This is a genomic window from Vibrio sp. R10-SG3-ISO3 (assembly GCF_059834225.1).
In genome coordinates this window covers 220,371-236,739 of record NZ_JCBDHE010000045.1, presented here as the reverse complement: position 1 = coordinate 236,739, position 16,369 = coordinate 220,371, and the positions used below count along the sequence as shown (strand labels likewise).

Sequence of the window (16,369 nt, the reverse complement as noted above, 5' to 3'; positions counted from 1 at the left end):
GTTATGCGTGGTTCTTTACAGGCTTACAAGAAGGTATCGGTTGATAGCCAGCTCAGTGCGGCCTCCCCGCATAAGATAGTGCAAATGCTGATGGCTGGAGCTATCGAGCGTCTTATTCAAGGGAAAGCAGCAATGCAAGCTGGCAATGTTCCAGTGAAGGGAGAGCGTTTGGGTAAAGCGTTAGACATCATCATCAGCTTACGCAGCTGCTTATCGATGGATGATGGCGGTGACATTGCACAGAATCTCGATCAACTCTATGAGTTTATGATCACTCAGATCACGGAAGCGAATCATAAAAATGAACCGCAGCCTATTGACGATGTGATTGAGATTATCCGTGAAATCAAATCAGCATGGGATCAAATACCCACTGAGTTTCATAACCTTACCGCAGCAGAAGTGGGCATTTAACCCGCACTTCGGTCAAGAAATGTTAAGTCGAAAGCCTTTCATTAACGCGCTTTTGGCTTAACATCACACCGAGTTATTGCTCGGTTGCCTTTTGCTATTTATCACATAGAATATAAGTCACTACGTAGCCTAGTGGCTTATTTTTGTTGTAGAAGTTTATACATTCTCTGTCGTTACACCTACACTGTAATTGAAAGACGTTAGAACAGATAAAACAGCCACAACGTTTCTGATAAAAGGCAAATATTCTCACCTATGCAAGGTTTAGCAAAAATTCTCGTGATTGAGGATGACGCGCAGGCGCGAATCAATCTGAGTAACATATTGGAGTTTGTAGGAGAACAGTGTGAGGCCATCTCTTCTCGCCAATTAGAAGAGCCCAATTGGTCTGGTTTGTGGGGCGGCTGTATCGTCGGTTCCCTGATTGGAGACTCACTGCCTGCAAGCCTGAGTGAAAAACTGGCCTCTGCCAACCATATCCCTTTACTGATAGCCGGTACGCATTCTTATCCCGTCGATGAGCTGACCAATTATGTTGGCGATCTCGAATACCCATTAAATTACCCGCAACTCAGTGAAGCCTTACGTCACTGCAAAGACTTTCTAGGCCGCAAAGGTGTGAATGTCTCTGCATCGACTCGAAAAAACACCTTGTTCCGAAGTCTGGTTGGCCAGAGCATGGGCATTAAGGAAGTGCGTCACCTAATCGAGCAAGTGTCTGGCACGGAAGCGAATGTGTTGATTCTGGGTGAGTCCGGTACAGGTAAAGAAGTGGTGGCACGCAATATTCATTACCACTCAGCGCGACGCAATGGGCCTTTTGTGCCGATCAACTGCGGTGCTATTCCACCGGACCTGCTGGAAAGCGAACTGTTTGGTCATGAAAAGGGCGCGTTTACCGGCGCGATCACTTCAAGAAAAGGGCGCTTTGAACTGGCAGAAGGCGGTACACTCTTTTTGGATGAAATCGGCGATATGCCGATGCCGATGCAGGTTAAACTGTTGCGGGTTTTGCAAGAGCGCACATTTGAACGTGTTGGTGGCAACACCACGATTCGTGTCAACGTACGAGTGATTGCCGCTACTCACCGGAATCTTGATAATATGATTGTGGATCAATCTTTCCGCGAAGACCTCTACTATCGTCTCAACGTTTTTCCAATCGAAATGCCCGCTCTGCGTGATCGTAAAGAAGACATTCCGTTGCTATTGCAAGAGTTGATGACGCGAATGGAATCGGAAGGATCGCAGCCTATTTGCTTCACGCCTCGTTCTATCAATTCATTGATGGAACATGAGTGGCCTGGCAATGTCCGCGAGCTCGCGAACTTGGTAGAGCGTATGATTATCCTCTATCCCAACAGTTTGGTTGACGTTAACCACTTACCCACCAAGTATCGTTATAGTGACATTCCTGAGTTTCAACCAGAGTACCACTCCACGGAGTCGGTTGAAGAGCAGGAGCGTGATGCCTTGCATGATATTTTCTCTGAAGACTTTAGCTTCGAAGGGAGCGACCCATTTCAAGAGTTTGATAACGCGCCGCAAGATCTGCCGCCCGAAGGCGTCAATCTTAAAGAGATGCTCGCAGAGCTTGAGGTCAACATGATCAATCAAGCCCTTGAAGCGCAAAGTGGTGTTGTGGCACGCGCAGCGGATATGCTAGGCATGCGACGCACCACCTTAGTTGAGAAAATGCGCAAATATAATTTGCAGCGCTAAAGCGACAAAAACTCAACTGTCAAATAATCGACTTTTGTAAGTCTTTGAAAAACATATAAAATAGCCTGGTATGCAATTTGCATTTCAGGCTATTGTTGTATTTACGATAAGAATGTCGACATGACCTCAAACCCACCGACAGAACCCGCGATGCCATTGGGCACGCTAGAAGAGCAAGTAGCACGTTATCAGCAAGTGTTGGATGTGATGCCCGCAGGTGTCATTTTGCTCGATACACAAGGTGTTGTACGAGAAGCCAACCCTGAAGCGCAAAAATTACTTGAAGTCCCGCTGGTGGGGTCGCGTTGGTTTGAAGTGATTCAGCACGCGTTTGCGCCGCGTGAAGACGATGGCCATGAAATTTCTTTGCGCAATGGGCGCAAAGTCCGACTGGCGATTTCCGCCTCGGCGACGGGGCAATTGATTCTCATCACTGACCTTACCGAGACGCGTTTGCTGCAGTCGCGTATCAGTGATTTACAGAGACTCTCTTCGCTCGGACGTATGGTGGCGTCGCTGGCCCATCAGGTGAGAACACCTTTATCGAGTGCCATGTTGTACGCCTCTAATTTAGCGGCGCAGAACCTGCCTCCTGCAACGAAAGACCGCTTTCAATCCAAATTAATGGATCGATTGCATGACTTGGAAAAGCAGGTCAACGACATGTTGCTGTTTGCCAAAGGCGGCGACAACAAAGTCGTTAAACCTTTTTGCATTGGCGAGTTAGTGGATGAGTTCTCCCCCATGGTGGAGACCGCGTTAAAGAACAATCAGATAGACTATCATTTAGAAGTAGAGCAAGAAGAGACCTTACTGCTCGGCAATGCCAATGCGTTAGCGTCAGCCTTGAGTAACTTGGTGATGAATGCGATCCAAATTGCAGGCAAAGAGTCTCAACTCGACGTCTTTTTTAGGCCCGTGAAGGGTGAACTGAAAATCTCGGTTCAAGACAGTGGCCCAGGGGTACCCCCTGAGCTGCAAAGCAAAATCATGGAGCCCTTTTTCACCACACGCTCCCAAGGTACTGGGCTTGGCCTTGCGGTGGTACAGATGGTGTGTCGAGCGCACGATGGGCGTTTAGAGCTCATATCAGAACCGGGTGATGGCGCATGCTTCACCATGTGTATTCCGTTGCAGCGCAACGTGGAACCCAATCAAGATCTAAGCACTGGAGAATAACAATGGCTCAAAGCAAAGTACTGATCGTTGAAGACGATGAAGGTCTACGCGAAGCGTTGGTCGATACGTTAGCGCTGGCGGGGTACGAATGGCTTGAAGCGGACAGCGCCGAAGACGCGTTGGTTAAGCTAAAAAGCCAAGAGGTGGATATCGTTGTTTCTGATGTGCAAATGGCAGGCATGGGCGGTCTCGCCTTGCTAAGAAACATCAAGCAGCACTGGCCTAACTTGCCGGTGCTATTGATGACGGCCTACGCCAATATCGAAGATGCCGTGTCAGCGATGAAAGAGGGCGCCATTGACTACATGGCAAAACCTTTTGCTCCAGAAGTCCTACTTAATATGGTCAGCCGATACGCGCCGATCAAATCGGATGACAATGGCGACGCTGTAGTCGCAGACCAAAAAAGCCTTAAGCTGCTGGCGTTGGCCGATAGAGTGGCGAAAACCGATGCGAGCGTGATGGTGCTTGGCCCAAGCGGTTCGGGCAAAGAGGTTATGTCTCGCTACATACACAATGCGTCATTGCGCAAAGAGGGCCCTTTTGTCGCGATTAACTGCGCCGCGATCCCAGATAATATGCTTGAAGCTACCTTATTTGGTTATGAGAAAGGGGCCTTTACGGGCGCCGTTCAAGCGTGTCCGGGTAAGTTTGAGCAAGCGCAAGGCGGTACGATTTTACTCGACGAAATCAGTGAGATGGACTTGAGCCTACAAGCCAAACTGCTGCGTGTTTTGCAAGAGCGAGAAGTGGAACGTTTGGGGAGTCGCAAAAGCATCAAACTGGACGTGCGCGTACTGGCGACCAGTAACCGCGATCTTAAGCAATACGTCCAAGAAGGGCATTTTCGCGAAGATTTGTACTACCGCCTCAATGTCTTTCCGATTACTTGGCCAGCACTGTGTGACCGACCGGGGGATATTGAACCGCTCGCTAATCACTTGATGCAGCGTCACTGTTCAAAACTTGGGATGCCGGTTCCGCAGTTGGAGCAAAGTGCGATTCATAAATTGCTGACTTACCGTTGGCCTGGCAACGTACGTGAATTGGATAACGTGGTGCAACGTGCCCTGATTCTTAGCGATCAAGGGCAGATTCACGCTGAGCACATTCTGTTGGAAGGGCACGATTGGCATGACGCGTCAGGCTTACAACAAGTCGTTCAAGAGAGTCATGTGATGGCGCCGGAGGTCAAGCCGATTGCTGAAGCGGAGGCATCGCGTCAGCTCTCAGGGGGAAGTGGCTTGGGAGGCGAGCTTCGTGACCAAGAATACGCAATCATTTTGGAGACCATGGCCGAGTGTCAAGGGCGCCGCAAAGAGATGGCCGAGAAGCTGGGTATCAGTCCACGTACCTTGCGCTACAAGTTAGCGAAAATGCGTGATGCGGGGATTGATATTCCTAACTAACGTGCTATTTTTCGTCTCATTCAAACGTGGCATGCAGTTTGCAGCGTCAGAGAAACAGCAGAACAAAATGTCAAAGAGTTGACAATCGAGGTACGGATGAAAATTGACGGTTTTCAGGGCGAAATGCAAGCCATGATGTTTGAAGCAAGTAACACCAGACCTGCTGCCACCGGTCATACGGTTGGGGCGGATTTTGGCGACTTACTCAACAATGCCATCAATAACGTCAATCAACTTTCGAAAACCTCGAGCAACTTACAAATGCGCTTTGACCGCGGAGATGAAGATGTCTCTTTGTCTGATGTCATGATTGCCCGTAACAAATCGAGCGTGGCCTTTGATGCGACAATCCAAGTACGAAACAAGTTTGTTGAAGCGTACAAAGAATTGATGAATATGCCAGTTTAATAGTAGGTATCGACGGTGGCAGAACCAACTCAATCCACAGACCTAACCGTAGCGGATGACCATGTCGATAGCACCATGCTATCGACGGATATCGATAGCGGTGGTCAAAACCCCGATCTTGATGAAAAAAGCAGCTCCAAGTTTGATATGGCGGTGGGCGATCTCGACCTGCTGCGTCAAGTGGTGCTGGTTCTGTCGATCTCAATCTGTGTCGCATTGATTGTGATGCTGTTTTTTTGGGTCAAAGAGCCCGATATGCGCCCACTCGGAGCGTACGATACCGAGGAATTGATTCCTGTCTTAGATTACCTTGATCAGCAAAAGCTAGACTACAAACTCGACGGCAACACTATTTTGGTGCCTGCGAGCGATTACAACTCACTCAAACTCAATATGGTCCGCGCGGGCCTCAACACCGAGAAACAGGCGGGTGATGAGATCTTGCTGCAAGACATGGGATTTGGGGTTTCGCAACGTCTCGAACAAGAGCGTCTTAAGCTCAGCCGTGAACGCCAACTCTCTAAAGCGATAGAAGAGATGACTCAAGTGCGTAAAGCGCGTGTGTTGCTTGCGTTGCCTAAGCAAAGTGTGTTTGTGCGTCACAATCAAGAGGCCTCAGCGTCGGTATTTTTGACTTTGCGTACCGGCACTAGCCTTAAGCAAGAAGAGGTCGACTCGATTGTTGATATGGTCGCGAGCGCAGTTCCGGGCATGAAGCCGACCCGCATTACCGTGACGGATCAGCATGGTCGCTTACTGAGCTCTGGCTCGCAAGATCCAGCCTCTGCGGCAAGACGCAAAGAGCATGAGCTAGAGCGTAAACAAGAACAAGCCTTGCGGGACAAAATTGATTCGGTATTGATCCCGATATTAGGCTTTGGTAACTACACCGCTCAGGTCGATATCCAACTTGATTTTAGTGCGGTCGAACAGACGCGTAAGAGCTTTGACCCTAATACACCCGCAACGCGCAGTGAATACACCCTTGAAGATTACAACAATGGTAATGTGGTCGCTGGCGTGCCAGGCGCACTGAGTAACCAACCGCCTGCCGATGCTTCCATTCCTCAAGATGTGGCCCAAATGAAAGATGGGTCGCTACTTGGCCAAGGTTCTGTGCATAAAGAGGCGACGCGCAACTTCGAACTCGATACCACCATCAGTCATGAGCGTCGTCAAACAGGTGTCGTGAATCGCCAAACGGTCGCCGTCGCGATAAAAAATCGTGCTGTGGTCAATCCTGAAACCGGTGAGACGACCTACCAGCCGCTCTCGGATGCTGACTTAAATTCGATTCGACAAGTATTGGTCGGCGCTGTTGGCTTTAACGAAAATCGCGGTGATTTGTTGAATGTGCTGAGTATGCAATTTGCCGAGCCAGAGATGGACATCGTCCAAGATGTGCCACTATGGGAACACCCGAATTTCAACGACTGGGTACGTTGGTTTGCTAGTGCGCTCGTGATTATTGTGGTGGTACTGGTGCTTGTGCGCCCAGCCATGAAGAAACTGCTCAACCCAGCATCGGATGACGATGAACAACTGTATGGCCCAGATGGCTTACCGATTGGCGCCGATGGTGAAACAAGCTTAATTGGGAGTGATTTAGAAGGTGGCGAGCTGTTTGAGTTTGGCTCAAGTATTGACCTTCCAAATCTACACAAAGATGAAGACGTGCTGAAAGCGGTTCGTGCATTGGTTGCGAATGAGCCGGAACTCGCGGCACAAGTTGTGAAGAACTGGATGCAAAATGCCTAACGAAATGGTCCCACAGGGGGGCGGTGAAGAATCAGAAAACACCGTGGATATTGAATCAATACCGGGTGAGGAGCGCGCGGCGATTCTATTGTTGAGTCTCAATGAAGAGGACGCAGCAGGCATTATTCGCCACTTAGAGCCCAAACAAGTACAACGCGTGGGTAGCGCTATGGCGCGCGCGTCGGATTTAAGCCAAGACAAAGTTGGGGCGGTGCACCGCGCTTTTCTTGAAGATATCCAAAAATACACCAACATTGGTATGGGTAGCGAAGACTTCATGCGTAATGCCCTAGTGGCGGCGCTCGGTGAAGACAAAGCGAATAACTTGGTTGACCAAATCCTGCTGGGTACGGGCTCGAAAGGCCTTGATTCCCTCAAGTGGATGGACCCACGTCAAGTGGCCAGCATCATCGTCAACGAACACCCGCAGATTCAAACCATTGTCTTGTCCTACCTAGAGCCCGATCAATCGGCGGAGATTTTGTCTCAGTTTGCCGAGCGCGATCGTCTCGACCTGATGATGCGTATTGCGAACCTCGAGGAAGTCCAGCCTTCAGCATTGGCCGAGCTAAACGAAATCATGGAGAAGCAGTTTGCGGGTCAAGCAGGGGCGCAAGCCGCCAAGATTGGTGGCTTGAAAGCCGCAGCCGAAATCATGAACTACATGGACAACAACATCGAAGGCGTCTTGATGGAGCAGATGCGCGATCAAGACGAAGATATGGCGACACAGATCCAAGATTTGATGTTCGTGTTCGAGAACTTGATCGAGGTCGACGACCAAGGTATCCAAAAATTGCTGCGTGATGTTCCGCAAGATGCGTTGCAGCGTGCACTCAAAGGTGCCGATGACGCATTGCGCGAGAAGATCTTCAAGAACATGTCTAAGCGTGCAGCTGAGATGATGCGTGATGATCTTGAAGCCATGCCTCCGATCAAGGTGTCGGATGTGGAAACCGCTCAAAAAGAAGTCTTGGCGATTGCGCGTCGCATGGCCGATGCGGGCGAAATTATGCTTGGCGGCGGCGCAGACGAGTTCTTGTAATGGTTTGGGTCATCACCGCTCAACCGAGTGATGACCGCAACGCAAATCAACGCGAAGAGCGATCAGTAATTCAGTGAACGATCAGTACCTCAGTGAGTAAAAGTGTTATGGCCGGAGAAAGAAAGCGCGGTTTTTTACGATTGGATGATGAAGAAGTGGTGGTCCAAAAAGCGGAGCGCTGGGGCATGCCTGACTACACGTCACACACTCACCAGCAAGCCAAAGAAACGGCGCTGAATTACGATCCGAGCTGGATGCCTTTGCCCACCGAACCTGAAGAAGAGGCGCCCGTTGAGCTGACCGATGAGCAAATTGAGCACATCAAGCAGCAGGCGTATCAAGATGGATTGCTGCAAGGTCAAGAAGCCGGTTTCAAGCAAGGCTATGAGAAAGGCAAAGAGCAAGGCTTAGCGGAAGGCCATCAAGAAGGGCTCGAAGCGGGCCGTCAAGAAGGTGTCACGGCAGGCGAAGCCTTTATCAAAGAACAAGTCGATACCTTCATCAACTTAGCCAACCAATTCGCTCAGCCGCTTGAACTGATGAACGCCCAAGTGGAAAAACAGTTGGTCGATATGGTCCTCATCTTGGTGAAAGAGGTGGTGCATGTCGAAGTTCAAACCAATCCTCAAGTCATTCTAGACACCATCAAACAGTCGGTGGAATCTCTGCCTATTTCCGGTCACGCGATTACCTTAAAACTTCACCCCGACGATGTCGCTATTATCCGTTCTGCCTATGGCGAAGACGAATTGAACCTGCGTAATTGGAACTTGATGAGTGAGCCTGCTCTCAATCGGGGCGATGTTCAAATTGAAGCGGGGGAGTCGAGTGTCAACTATCGCCTTGAAGATAGGATTCGCAGCGTGATCCAAAGCTTTTGTGGTGTCAATCGCCATCAAGGTGGTGAGTGATGCTCGAGCTCGCTCAGCGTCTTGGCCAGTACAAAACCCACGGGTTAACGTGTCGCCCAGTGGCGTCCGGTAAGTTGATTCGCGTGGTGGGATTAACGCTCGAAGCGACCGGGTGCCGGGCTCCGATTGGCAGTTTGTGTACCGTGGAAACCATGCACGGTGAAATGGAAGCCGAAGTAGTCGGCTTTTCTGGCGACAACCTTTTTTTGATGCCGAGTGAGCAGATCACCGGCGTGCTGCCCGGGGCGAAAGTGACGCCGCTGACCAGTGATGCAGGCCTGCCTGTTGGTATGGAGCTTCTTGGTCGAGTGATTGACGGCGTAGGCAACCCACTCGATGGTCTTGGCCCGATTTATACCGAGAAAAAAGCCTCGTTTAATGTGGAACCGATTAATCCGCTGGCACGTAAACCGATCACGGAGCCGCTGGATGTCGGCATTAAAGCGATCAACGGCTTATTGACAGTGGGCAAAGGCCAACGTATTGGTCTGTTCGCCGGTTCTGGTGTCGGTAAATCGGTGACACTCGGTATGATGACTCGAGGCACAACTGCGCAAGTGGTGGTGGTCGGCTTGATCGGTGAACGTGGCCGAGAAGTGAAAGAGTTTATCGAAGAAATTTTGGGTGTGGATGGTCGCCAGCGCTCTGTGGTGGTCGCAGCGCCCGCCGATGCCTCGCCGTTGATGCGTTTGAAAGGGTGCCAGACCGCCCTGACCATTGCGGAATATTTTCGCGATCAAGGGCTCGATGTGCTGCTTTTAATGGATTCCTTAACCCGTTTTGCTCAAGCGCAACGTGAAATTGCGCTATCGGTTGGCGAACCGCCGGCAACCAAAGGTTACCCGCCTTCGGTCTTTGCCAAATTACCCGCTTTGGTAGAGCGAGCCGGTAACGGTGGCCCCGATCAGGGCTCCATTACCGCATTTTTTACCGTACTGACCGAAGGGGATGACCTGCAGGACCCGATAGCAGACGCATCGCGAGCCATTCTCGATGGTCACGTTGTGCTCTCGCGAGAAATGGCCGATGCGGGTCATTATCCAGCGATTGATGTCGAAAAATCGGTCAGTCGTGTCATGCCACAGATCACCACCGATGAGCATATTTTGATGTCCAAAGCGGTGAGACAAATCCTCTCGATTTGTCGCAAGAATCAAGATCTGGTCTCTATTGGTGCTTACAAACCGGGTACCGATGCAGCGATTGATGGCGCGTTTACTATCAAGCCGAAACTCGATGGTTATCTACAGCAAGGAATGAAAGAGAGCGTGCCGTACGATATGTGCGTAAATATGCTCAAGAACTTGCTGCAAGGGGAGTGATAGTCGATGGATAACGCGTTGGCATTCTTGCTAGAGCAGGCGAAAGAACAGGAAAATCAGGCGGTCATGGCGCTTACACAGGCTCGCGGTGAGCTAGAAGGCTATTACCGACAGCTCAAACAGATTGAGCAATACCGCCTAGATTACTGCCAGCAACTGGTTGAACGAGGTCAGCAAGGGTTAACGGCTAGCCAATATACCCACTTAAACCGCTTTTTAACCACGCTCGATGAGACCCTCGCCAAACAGCAGAAAGCCGAGCACCATTTTAAGAGTCAGGTAGAAAGCTGTGAGCAGCACTGGCTGGAGCGTCGCAAACAGCGACGTTCGTATGAATGGCTGATGGAGAAAAAACGCAGTGAAAAAGCGCGTGAACAAGAGCATCGCGAGCAAAAGCTGATGGATGAGTTTGCCACCTTGCAATATTCACGGCGGAAGCCGAACTGATCGCTCATTATCATCGTAAAAACTTCGTATTAGCTTCCAACTATGGCGTGATTTTTGCTGATATCCTAGCTAACCCCTGTTCCGTCTCTGCGCTGTTTCGAGATGATTAACTGTGAGTAGCTCAACTATGAATATCAATTTATCGTCTGTTTCTGACAGCGGAAAAGCCGCTAAGGTCGCGCCAAGCACGGGTGAGGCCAGCACTGAGAAAAACAGTGGAGAAGGCTTTTTTTCTAAACTCGCTGCGCTGATTAAAGGTGAAGGCGGAAAAGGCGACGGCTCAGGTGATGGGGTAAAAGCGCAAGGCAAAGTCCCTGTAGAGAAAGCACCCGCAGAAAAAGCCCCCACAGAGCAAGCAAGCGCGAGTGAGGCGTCTAAGTCAACGTCTAACGGCGATAAGTCGACATCGACCGCCAATCAATCTACCGACGAGTTACTCGAGGCCGAATCGGTAAGTTCGAAAGCCGACGGTGCAAAAGGCGAAAGCGATCGCGCAGCCTCAGCTAAGGTGTTGGCTGCGACGGATGATAGCGACGCCTCCCTACCGAAAGACCAAGCGGCGAAAATTGTGTCCGACAATGACCAAGTATTGCAGCGTCTGGATGAATCTAATCGTGCCCTCAAGGCAAAAGACGGCAAGAACTTGCCTCATGAAGCCAATGCCGCCAAGCTCGATCCTGCAACGGATACGCCTAAAGTGTCTGCTGAAGGGCAAGTGTCTGTTCAAGCCGCCGCCATCTCCGCTCAAGGCGATGAAAAGACCCAACCAGAATCCTTTGTGCGCTCAAATGAGAGTGAAACGGTGAGAGTGCACGGCGAAACCCTGCACGCAAATAGCCAGGCGAGAGATGAAGGTCAAGATGCAAATGCAGTGCAAGCCGCCGCGTCTTCGGCCTCGGCTACTGGCAGCGATGGCGAATCGCTTGCTGTAAGCGAGGTATCTGAGCAGGCGAAAGCGGAATCGGCGAAAAAGTACCTTAATGTGGAGTCTCCACTTGTGGATAGCGAACAAGATGGTGCTTCGCCTCAGGTTGCCGCTGCAGTGACCGCGAGTGTGGCGGCAAAAGCGGGACAAGAACCCACACCAACCGATGCACTGCCTGTAGATAAGTCGACTCAACACGGTTTCAACACCGAGCAACATCAAGCCGATGCGACCGCAGCGCCAAACGCACTGAATGTCAGCGCCATGACGGTAGGCACGGAATTAAGCGAAGCTGGCGTTGATACGAACAGAGCAGAGCAAGCGGCCAATGTCTCTGCAGCCTCCTTGACTGCAGAGCCCCAAACCGTATCGGCCGATACTCTTACGGATACCGAAACGCCAACGCAAGCAACAGCCATTCCATGGGCCGTACAAGGTGAGGCGGTGGTCAAAGAGGAGGTCAATCTGGCCCGAGATCCGCAAGTGAAATCTCAGCAAGCGATGCTCGCGCACTCAGTACAACAAGCGATGCATCAAACGCAGTCAGTGACACCTACGCCGCTGCAACAGGCTGCCACTTCGCCTATTCCTAACGCTGCCGCGCAAGCGATTCCCACATCGCCCATACCCACCGACCTAAGCGCCAGCGCGATGCCGAATGTGGCAGCGAACCCGGCACTGCAAGAGCAGGCACTGTTAAAATCGGCGTTGGGAGCGAAAGTCGCGATGGGCGCCGCCCAAAGTGGGGAGAGCAAAGAGGCGGCATCGGTCGAGCATTTTGCTCAGCAGTTGGCTGCCGCGAGTGGGCAGCAGCTTGGCACTCAACCTAATGGCATGCGTGCGGAGCAAGCCAATCCTGCGCAAGTTCCTTTGCAGCTCAGCCGTGATGTAGCCGCGGATCAAGTGGCAGAGCGCGTACAGATGATGATGTCGAAAAACTTGAAAAACATCGACATTCGCCTTGATCCCCCTGAGCTAGGCCGCTTGCAAATTCGCATGAACATGAATGGTGACGGCGCCACAGTCCACTTTACCGTCGCCAACCAAGGCGCGCGCGATATTATCGAGCAATCGATGCCAAGACTGCGTGAAATGCTCGCTCAGCAAGGGGTTCAGCTGGGAGACACCTCCGTTCAGCAACAGGCCTCTGGCCAGCAGCAAGGACGCTATGCAACAGGCAGTGGGCAAGGAAATGGTCAAGGGAGCAGCAATCACGCCTTTGGCGGTGAAGAAAACCTTGAACCAGACACCAATCTTGATTTGAATGTAGCAACAAAGCGTGATGGAATCAGTTATTACGCTTAAACTGTTAGAAAAACTAGGATTTAGAGACCGTTAAGTTATGGCAGACGAAGATATCACCGCAGAAGCTCCCAAAGGGAAAGGCAAATTACTGATCATAGTGGCCGTTGTTGTTGTCTTGCTGCTTGGCGGTGGTGGTGCCGCGTTCTTTTTGATGGGGTCAGATGAGCCCTCGGGTGAACAGGCTGCAACGCAACAGCAAGTGGTGACGCCCGCCGAGCCTGTCTCTTATGTCAATATTCCTCAGCCGTTTTTGTTTAACGTGACGGGCGATAAACGTGACCGCATGGTACAGATCAAAGTGCAGTTGATGGTGCGTGGCAGCGAAAATGAAAACCTGGCCCGCTATCACTCGCCACTGATCGAGAGTTCCCTGCTGAGCACGTTTGCTTCGGCAACGGTGGACCAACTACGCAGCGTCAACGGACGCGTGGAGTTGCGCGACAAAGCGACGGATGACATCAAGGCCAGTTTGACCAGAGCTGTGGGTCAGCCTGTGATTGAGCGTGTGCTATTTACTGATTTTGTAATGCAATAGGTGACGCGTGACTGATCTATTAAGCCAAGATGAGATCGATGCGCTGCTTCACGGCGTCGATGACGTCGATGAGATAGAAGAAGAGAGTAACGAGCAAGACGCGAGCGCCGTCGATTTTGACTTTTCCTCTCAAGACCGCATTGTTCGTGGTCGGATGCCAACCCTCGAGCTGATTAACGAACGCTTTGCTCGTCATATGCGTATCAGCCTGTTCAACATGCTGCGTAAAACCGCCGAAGTCTCGATCAACGGCGTGCAGATGATGAAGTTCGGCGAGTATCAAAATACACTTTACGTACCGACCAGTCTCAACATGGTGCGCTTTCGACCTCTAAAAGGTACGGCGCTGATCACCATGGAGGCACGCTTAGTGTTCATTTTGGTGGAGAACTTCTTTGGCGGTGATGGCCGTTTTCACGCGCGGATTGAAGGGCGTGAATTTACCCCGACCGAGCGTCGAATTGTTCAATTGTTGCTCAAAATCGTCTTTGAAGATTATAAAGAAGCATGGTCGCCTGTGATGGGGGTCGAGTTTGAGTATCTCGACTCCGAAGTGAACCCAAGCATGGCGAACATTGTCAGCCCGACGGAAGTGATCGTTGTGAGCTCGTTTCATATCGAAGTGGATGGCGGGGGCGGCGATTTCCATGTCGTGATGCCATACTCAATGGTAGAGCCGATCCGTGAGCTACTCGATGCCGGTGTTCAATCGGATAAGATGGAAACTGACGTGCGCTGGAGTACGGCGCTACGCGAAGAGATCATGGATGTCCCAGTGAACTTTCGCGTTAACTTGCTCGAGCAAGATATTTCCCTACGCGACCTAATGGAGCTGCGTCCTGGCGATATTATCCCGATCCATATGCCAGAGCACGCCACCATGTTTGTGGAAGAGTTACCGACCTATCGGGTCAAAATGGGCCGTTCAGGGGAAAACCTTGCGGTACAAATATCGGAAAAAATTAAGCGTCCCGATGTAGTGAAAACCGATATTGCCTTCTTGGGCAAAGATGTTATCTCCGAGTTAGAAGATGACGAAGGCGACATTGAAGATTAATTGAAGAGTAGGAATTAGGTATGGAACCAAGTGACGATCAGAAACTGGCGGACGAATGGGCGGCAGCCCTAGGAGAAGATCCCAACGCGCCAGAGATCGATGTGGATGAAGTGATGTCAGCGCAACTGGATGAGTTAGAAGATACCTCCTCACCCATTTCCGATGACGAGCGCCGTAAGCTCGATACCATCTTGGACATTCCGGTTACCATCTCTATGGAAGTGGGCCGCTCGCAGATCAGCATTCGTAACCTACTGCAACTCAACCAAGGTTCAGTGGTCGAACTTGAGCGCTTGGCCGGGGAGTCACTCGATGTATTGGTCAACGGCACCTTGATTGCCCACGGTGAAGTGGTGGTGGTCAATGACAAGTTCGGTATCCGTTTGACTGACGTTATCAGCCAAACTGAGCGTATTAAGAAGCTTCGTTAAGCCATGGGGCCTGCAACCGATAGCCAGTTAGACATAGCGACCACCTTTGGGTCGCTGTTGTTCGTTGTCGCTTTTATTTTGTTTTTGGCTTGGCTACTCAAGCGAATGCGCGTTCCCGCTATTGGCAATCAGCCGGGGTTGAGTGTGGTACGCCAAATCGCGGTGGGCACTAAAGAGCGTATCGTGATTGTTCAAGCCGGAGAAGAGCAGTTCTTAGTCGGCGTGACGGCGCAGTCTATCCAGTTGATTGCGAAGTTGGATAAGCCACTTTCTCAGGAGGAGTTAGCCACCAGTCCGTTTGCAAGCCAACTGACTCAGCTATTGAAAAAGAATGATAAATCGTAGTCGAACTTTTTGGGTCTGGATGACCTTGCTATGGTCTCTTCTCTCTACGGCGGTGGTCGCACAGGAGGAGTTAGCGACATCGGTACCGAGTAATGCGGCGGGCGCATCGTCTGTGACTGTCTCGGCGATGGAGCGTGAACAAGGCGCTTCCGGTAGCAGCGCACAAACGTTGTCGACCGGTAGCTTGACCGGCGGTGGCGGCGGTATCCCTGCCTTTACCATGACCACCAACCCTGACGGCACAGAAGACTATTCCGTCAATCTACAGATTCTCGCTTTGATGACCATGCTGGGCTTTTTGCCCGCCATGGTCATTTTGATGACCTCATTTACCCGCATCGTTGTGGTGATGTCTATTTTGCGTCAAGCGATGGGTTTGCAGCAGACGCCGTCGAACCAAGTGATCATTGGCATTGCTATCTTTCTTACTTTTTTCATCATGTCGCCAGTACTGAGTAAAATTAACGACGACGCGATTCAACCCTACATCAATGAACAAATCACGGCACGTGACGCGTTCGATTTGGCGCAAGTGCCAATGAAAGATTTCATGCTCAAACAGACGCGTGTTAAAGATCTGGAAACCTTTGTCAACATTTCGGGCTCCGACGCAACCGCTCCAGAAGAGGTGTCGATGGCGGTGCTGATCCCGGCGTTCATTACTTCTGAGCTCAAGACGGCGTTTCAAATCGGCTTTATGCTCTTTTTGCCTTTCCTCATCATTGACCTAGTGGTCGCTTCTGTCTTAATGGCCATGGGTATGATGATGCTCTCACCCATGATCGTCTCGCTACCATTCAAACTGATGCTGTTTGTGCTGGTGGATGGTTGGAACCTGATTTTGTCGACCTTGGCCGGCAGTTTTGCGTTGTAGCGGGAGGAGACCATGACGCCAGAGGTTTTTGTCGAAATGTTTCGCGGCGCACTGTGGATGGTGCTCATTATGGTGTGCGCCATCATTATCCCAAGCTTGCTGATTGGTCTTGTGGTGGCGATTTTCCAAGCCGCAACGTCGATTAACGAACAAACGTTGAGTTTCTTGCCACGTTTGATTGTCACATTGCTAGCGTTAATGCTGTTTGCTCACTGGATGACACAAATGCTCATGGAGTATTTCTTTGCCATGGTTGAGCGACTACCTCAGGTTCTCTACTAG

17 protein-coding genes are annotated in these 16,369 nt (G+C 50.9%); all 17 read left to right on the top strand.

Annotated elements, in window-relative coordinates; genetic code table 11:
- Positions 1–3: 3 nt before the first annotated feature.
- The 17 genes from fliS to fliQ all read left to right on the top strand — a co-directional run bounded on the left by fliS (position 4) and on the right by fliQ (position 16,369).
- Positions 4–414: a flagellar export chaperone FliS gene (gene fliS / locus AC6R1A_RS13835; RefSeq protein WP_500629280.1), complete on the top strand. Its 411-nt coding sequence runs from the start codon at positions 4–6 to the stop codon at positions 412–414.
- 255 nt (positions 415–669) lie between these two features.
- Positions 670–2,136, top strand: a complete 1,467-nt coding sequence (locus AC6R1A_RS13830; RefSeq protein WP_334555243.1) for a sigma-54 dependent transcriptional regulator — start codon at positions 670–672, stop codon at positions 2,134–2,136.
- A 120-nt stretch (positions 2,137–2,256) separates the two neighbouring features.
- Entirely contained in the window at positions 2,257–3,315 is a 1,059-nt protein-coding gene (locus AC6R1A_RS13825) for a sensor histidine kinase (protein ID WP_500632778.1), read from the top strand.
- 2 nt (positions 3,316–3,317) lie between these two features.
- On the top strand, positions 3,318–4,724 hold the full coding sequence (locus tag AC6R1A_RS13820) for a sigma-54-dependent transcriptional regulator (protein ID WP_500632779.1): 1,407 nt from the start codon (positions 3,318–3,320) through the stop codon (positions 4,722–4,724).
- A 96-nt stretch (positions 4,725–4,820) separates the two neighbouring features.
- Positions 4,821–5,132: a flagellar hook-basal body complex protein FliE gene (gene fliE, locus AC6R1A_RS13815; RefSeq protein WP_334555246.1), complete on the top strand. Its 312-nt coding sequence runs from the start codon at positions 4,821–4,823 to the stop codon at positions 5,130–5,132.
- Positions 5,133–5,147: 15 nt separating this feature from the next.
- Positions 5,148–6,890 (top strand): flagellar basal-body MS-ring/collar protein FliF, encoded by a 1,743-nt coding sequence (gene fliF, locus AC6R1A_RS13810; protein ID WP_487902635.1) that lies wholly within the window; start codon positions 5,148–5,150, stop codon positions 6,888–6,890.
- A complete protein-coding gene (gene fliG, locus AC6R1A_RS13805) occupies positions 6,883–7,935 on the top strand; it encodes a flagellar motor switch protein FliG (protein WP_487902636.1) in 1,053 nt (350 codons plus the stop codon). The genes fliF and fliG overlap by 8 nt, the downstream gene beginning before the upstream one ends.
- A gap of 107 nt (positions 7,936–8,042) precedes the next feature.
- A complete protein-coding gene (fliH, locus tag AC6R1A_RS13800) occupies positions 8,043–8,846 on the top strand; it encodes a flagellar assembly protein FliH (protein WP_500632780.1) in 804 nt (267 codons plus the stop codon).
- Positions 8,846–10,168 carry a flagellar protein export ATPase FliI gene (fliI, locus tag AC6R1A_RS13795; protein ID WP_500625996.1) on the top strand — a complete coding sequence of 441 codons (1,323 nt, stop codon included), beginning with the start codon at positions 8,846–8,848 and terminating at the stop codon, positions 10,166–10,168. The genes fliH and fliI overlap by 1 nt, the downstream gene beginning before the upstream one ends.
- Before the next feature lie 6 nt (positions 10,169–10,174).
- Positions 10,175–10,615: a flagellar export protein FliJ gene (fliJ, locus tag AC6R1A_RS13790; protein ID WP_334555250.1), complete on the top strand. Its 441-nt coding sequence runs from the start codon at positions 10,175–10,177 to the stop codon at positions 10,613–10,615.
- A 127-nt stretch (positions 10,616–10,742) separates the two neighbouring features.
- Complete coding sequence (locus AC6R1A_RS13785; protein WP_500632781.1) at positions 10,743–12,845, top strand: flagellar hook-length control protein FliK; 2,103 nt, start codon at positions 10,743–10,745, stop codon at positions 12,843–12,845.
- Positions 12,846–12,882: 37 nt separating this feature from the next.
- A complete protein-coding gene (gene fliL, locus AC6R1A_RS13780) occupies positions 12,883–13,380 on the top strand; it encodes a flagellar basal body-associated protein FliL (RefSeq protein WP_334555252.1) in 498 nt (165 codons plus the stop codon).
- 7 nt (positions 13,381–13,387) lie between these two features.
- Positions 13,388–14,437 carry a flagellar motor switch protein FliM gene (gene fliM, locus AC6R1A_RS13775; protein WP_334555253.1) on the top strand — a complete coding sequence of 350 codons (1,050 nt, stop codon included), beginning with the start codon at positions 13,388–13,390 and terminating at the stop codon, positions 14,435–14,437.
- A gap of 20 nt (positions 14,438–14,457) precedes the next feature.
- On the top strand, positions 14,458–14,868 hold the full coding sequence (gene fliN, locus AC6R1A_RS13770; protein WP_334555254.1) for a flagellar motor switch protein FliN: 411 nt from the start codon (positions 14,458–14,460) through the stop codon (positions 14,866–14,868).
- A gap of 3 nt (positions 14,869–14,871) precedes the next feature.
- Entirely contained in the window at positions 14,872–15,213 is a 342-nt protein-coding gene (gene fliO / locus AC6R1A_RS13765; protein WP_487902640.1) for a flagellar biosynthetic protein FliO, read from the top strand.
- A 19-nt stretch (positions 15,214–15,232) separates the two neighbouring features.
- Positions 15,233–16,087 (top strand): flagellar type III secretion system pore protein FliP, encoded by an 855-nt coding sequence (fliP, locus tag AC6R1A_RS13760; RefSeq protein WP_334555277.1) that lies wholly within the window; start codon positions 15,233–15,235, stop codon positions 16,085–16,087.
- Positions 16,088–16,099: 12 nt separating this feature from the next.
- A complete protein-coding gene (fliQ, locus tag AC6R1A_RS13755; protein WP_487902641.1) occupies positions 16,100–16,369 on the top strand; it encodes a flagellar biosynthesis protein FliQ in 270 nt (89 codons plus the stop codon).

Excerpts from the sequence above, each read along its gene's own strand:
- fliN (WP_334555254.1), top strand. The coding sequence starts at position 14,458 with ATGGAACCAAGTGACGATCAGAAACTGGCGGACGAATGGGCGGCAGCC.
- fliQ (WP_487902641.1), top strand. The coding sequence starts at position 16,100 with ATGACGCCAGAGGTTTTTGTCGAAATGTTTCGCGGCGCACTGTGGATG.
- AC6R1A_RS13785 (WP_500632781.1), top strand. The coding sequence starts at position 10,743 with ATGAATATCAATTTATCGTCTGTTTCTGACAGCGGAAAAGCCGCTAAG.
- AC6R1A_RS13830 (WP_334555243.1), top strand. The coding sequence starts at position 670 with ATGCAAGGTTTAGCAAAAATTCTCGTGATTGAGGATGACGCGCAGGCG.
- AC6R1A_RS13820 (WP_500632779.1), top strand. The coding sequence starts at position 3,318 with ATGGCTCAAAGCAAAGTACTGATCGTTGAAGACGATGAAGGTCTACGC.
- fliL (WP_334555252.1), top strand. The coding sequence starts at position 12,883 with ATGGCAGACGAAGATATCACCGCAGAAGCTCCCAAAGGGAAAGGCAAA.
- fliH (WP_500632780.1), top strand. The coding sequence starts at position 8,043 with ATGGCCGGAGAAAGAAAGCGCGGTTTTTTACGATTGGATGATGAAGAA.
- fliG (WP_487902636.1), top strand. The coding sequence starts at position 6,883 with ATGCCTAACGAAATGGTCCCACAGGGGGGCGGTGAAGAATCAGAAAAC.
- fliE (WP_334555246.1), top strand. The coding sequence starts at position 4,821 with ATGAAAATTGACGGTTTTCAGGGCGAAATGCAAGCCATGATGTTTGAA.
- fliO (WP_487902640.1), top strand. The coding sequence starts at position 14,872 with ATGGGGCCTGCAACCGATAGCCAGTTAGACATAGCGACCACCTTTGGG.
- fliS (WP_500629280.1), top strand. The coding sequence starts at position 4 with ATGCGTGGTTCTTTACAGGCTTACAAGAAGGTATCGGTTGATAGCCAG.
- fliI (WP_500625996.1), top strand. The coding sequence starts at position 8,846 with ATGCTCGAGCTCGCTCAGCGTCTTGGCCAGTACAAAACCCACGGGTTA.
- fliJ (WP_334555250.1), top strand. The coding sequence starts at position 10,175 with ATGGATAACGCGTTGGCATTCTTGCTAGAGCAGGCGAAAGAACAGGAA.
- AC6R1A_RS13825 (WP_500632778.1), top strand. The coding sequence starts at position 2,257 with ATGACCTCAAACCCACCGACAGAACCCGCGATGCCATTGGGCACGCTA.
- fliP (WP_334555277.1), top strand. The coding sequence starts at position 15,233 with ATGACCTTGCTATGGTCTCTTCTCTCTACGGCGGTGGTCGCACAGGAG.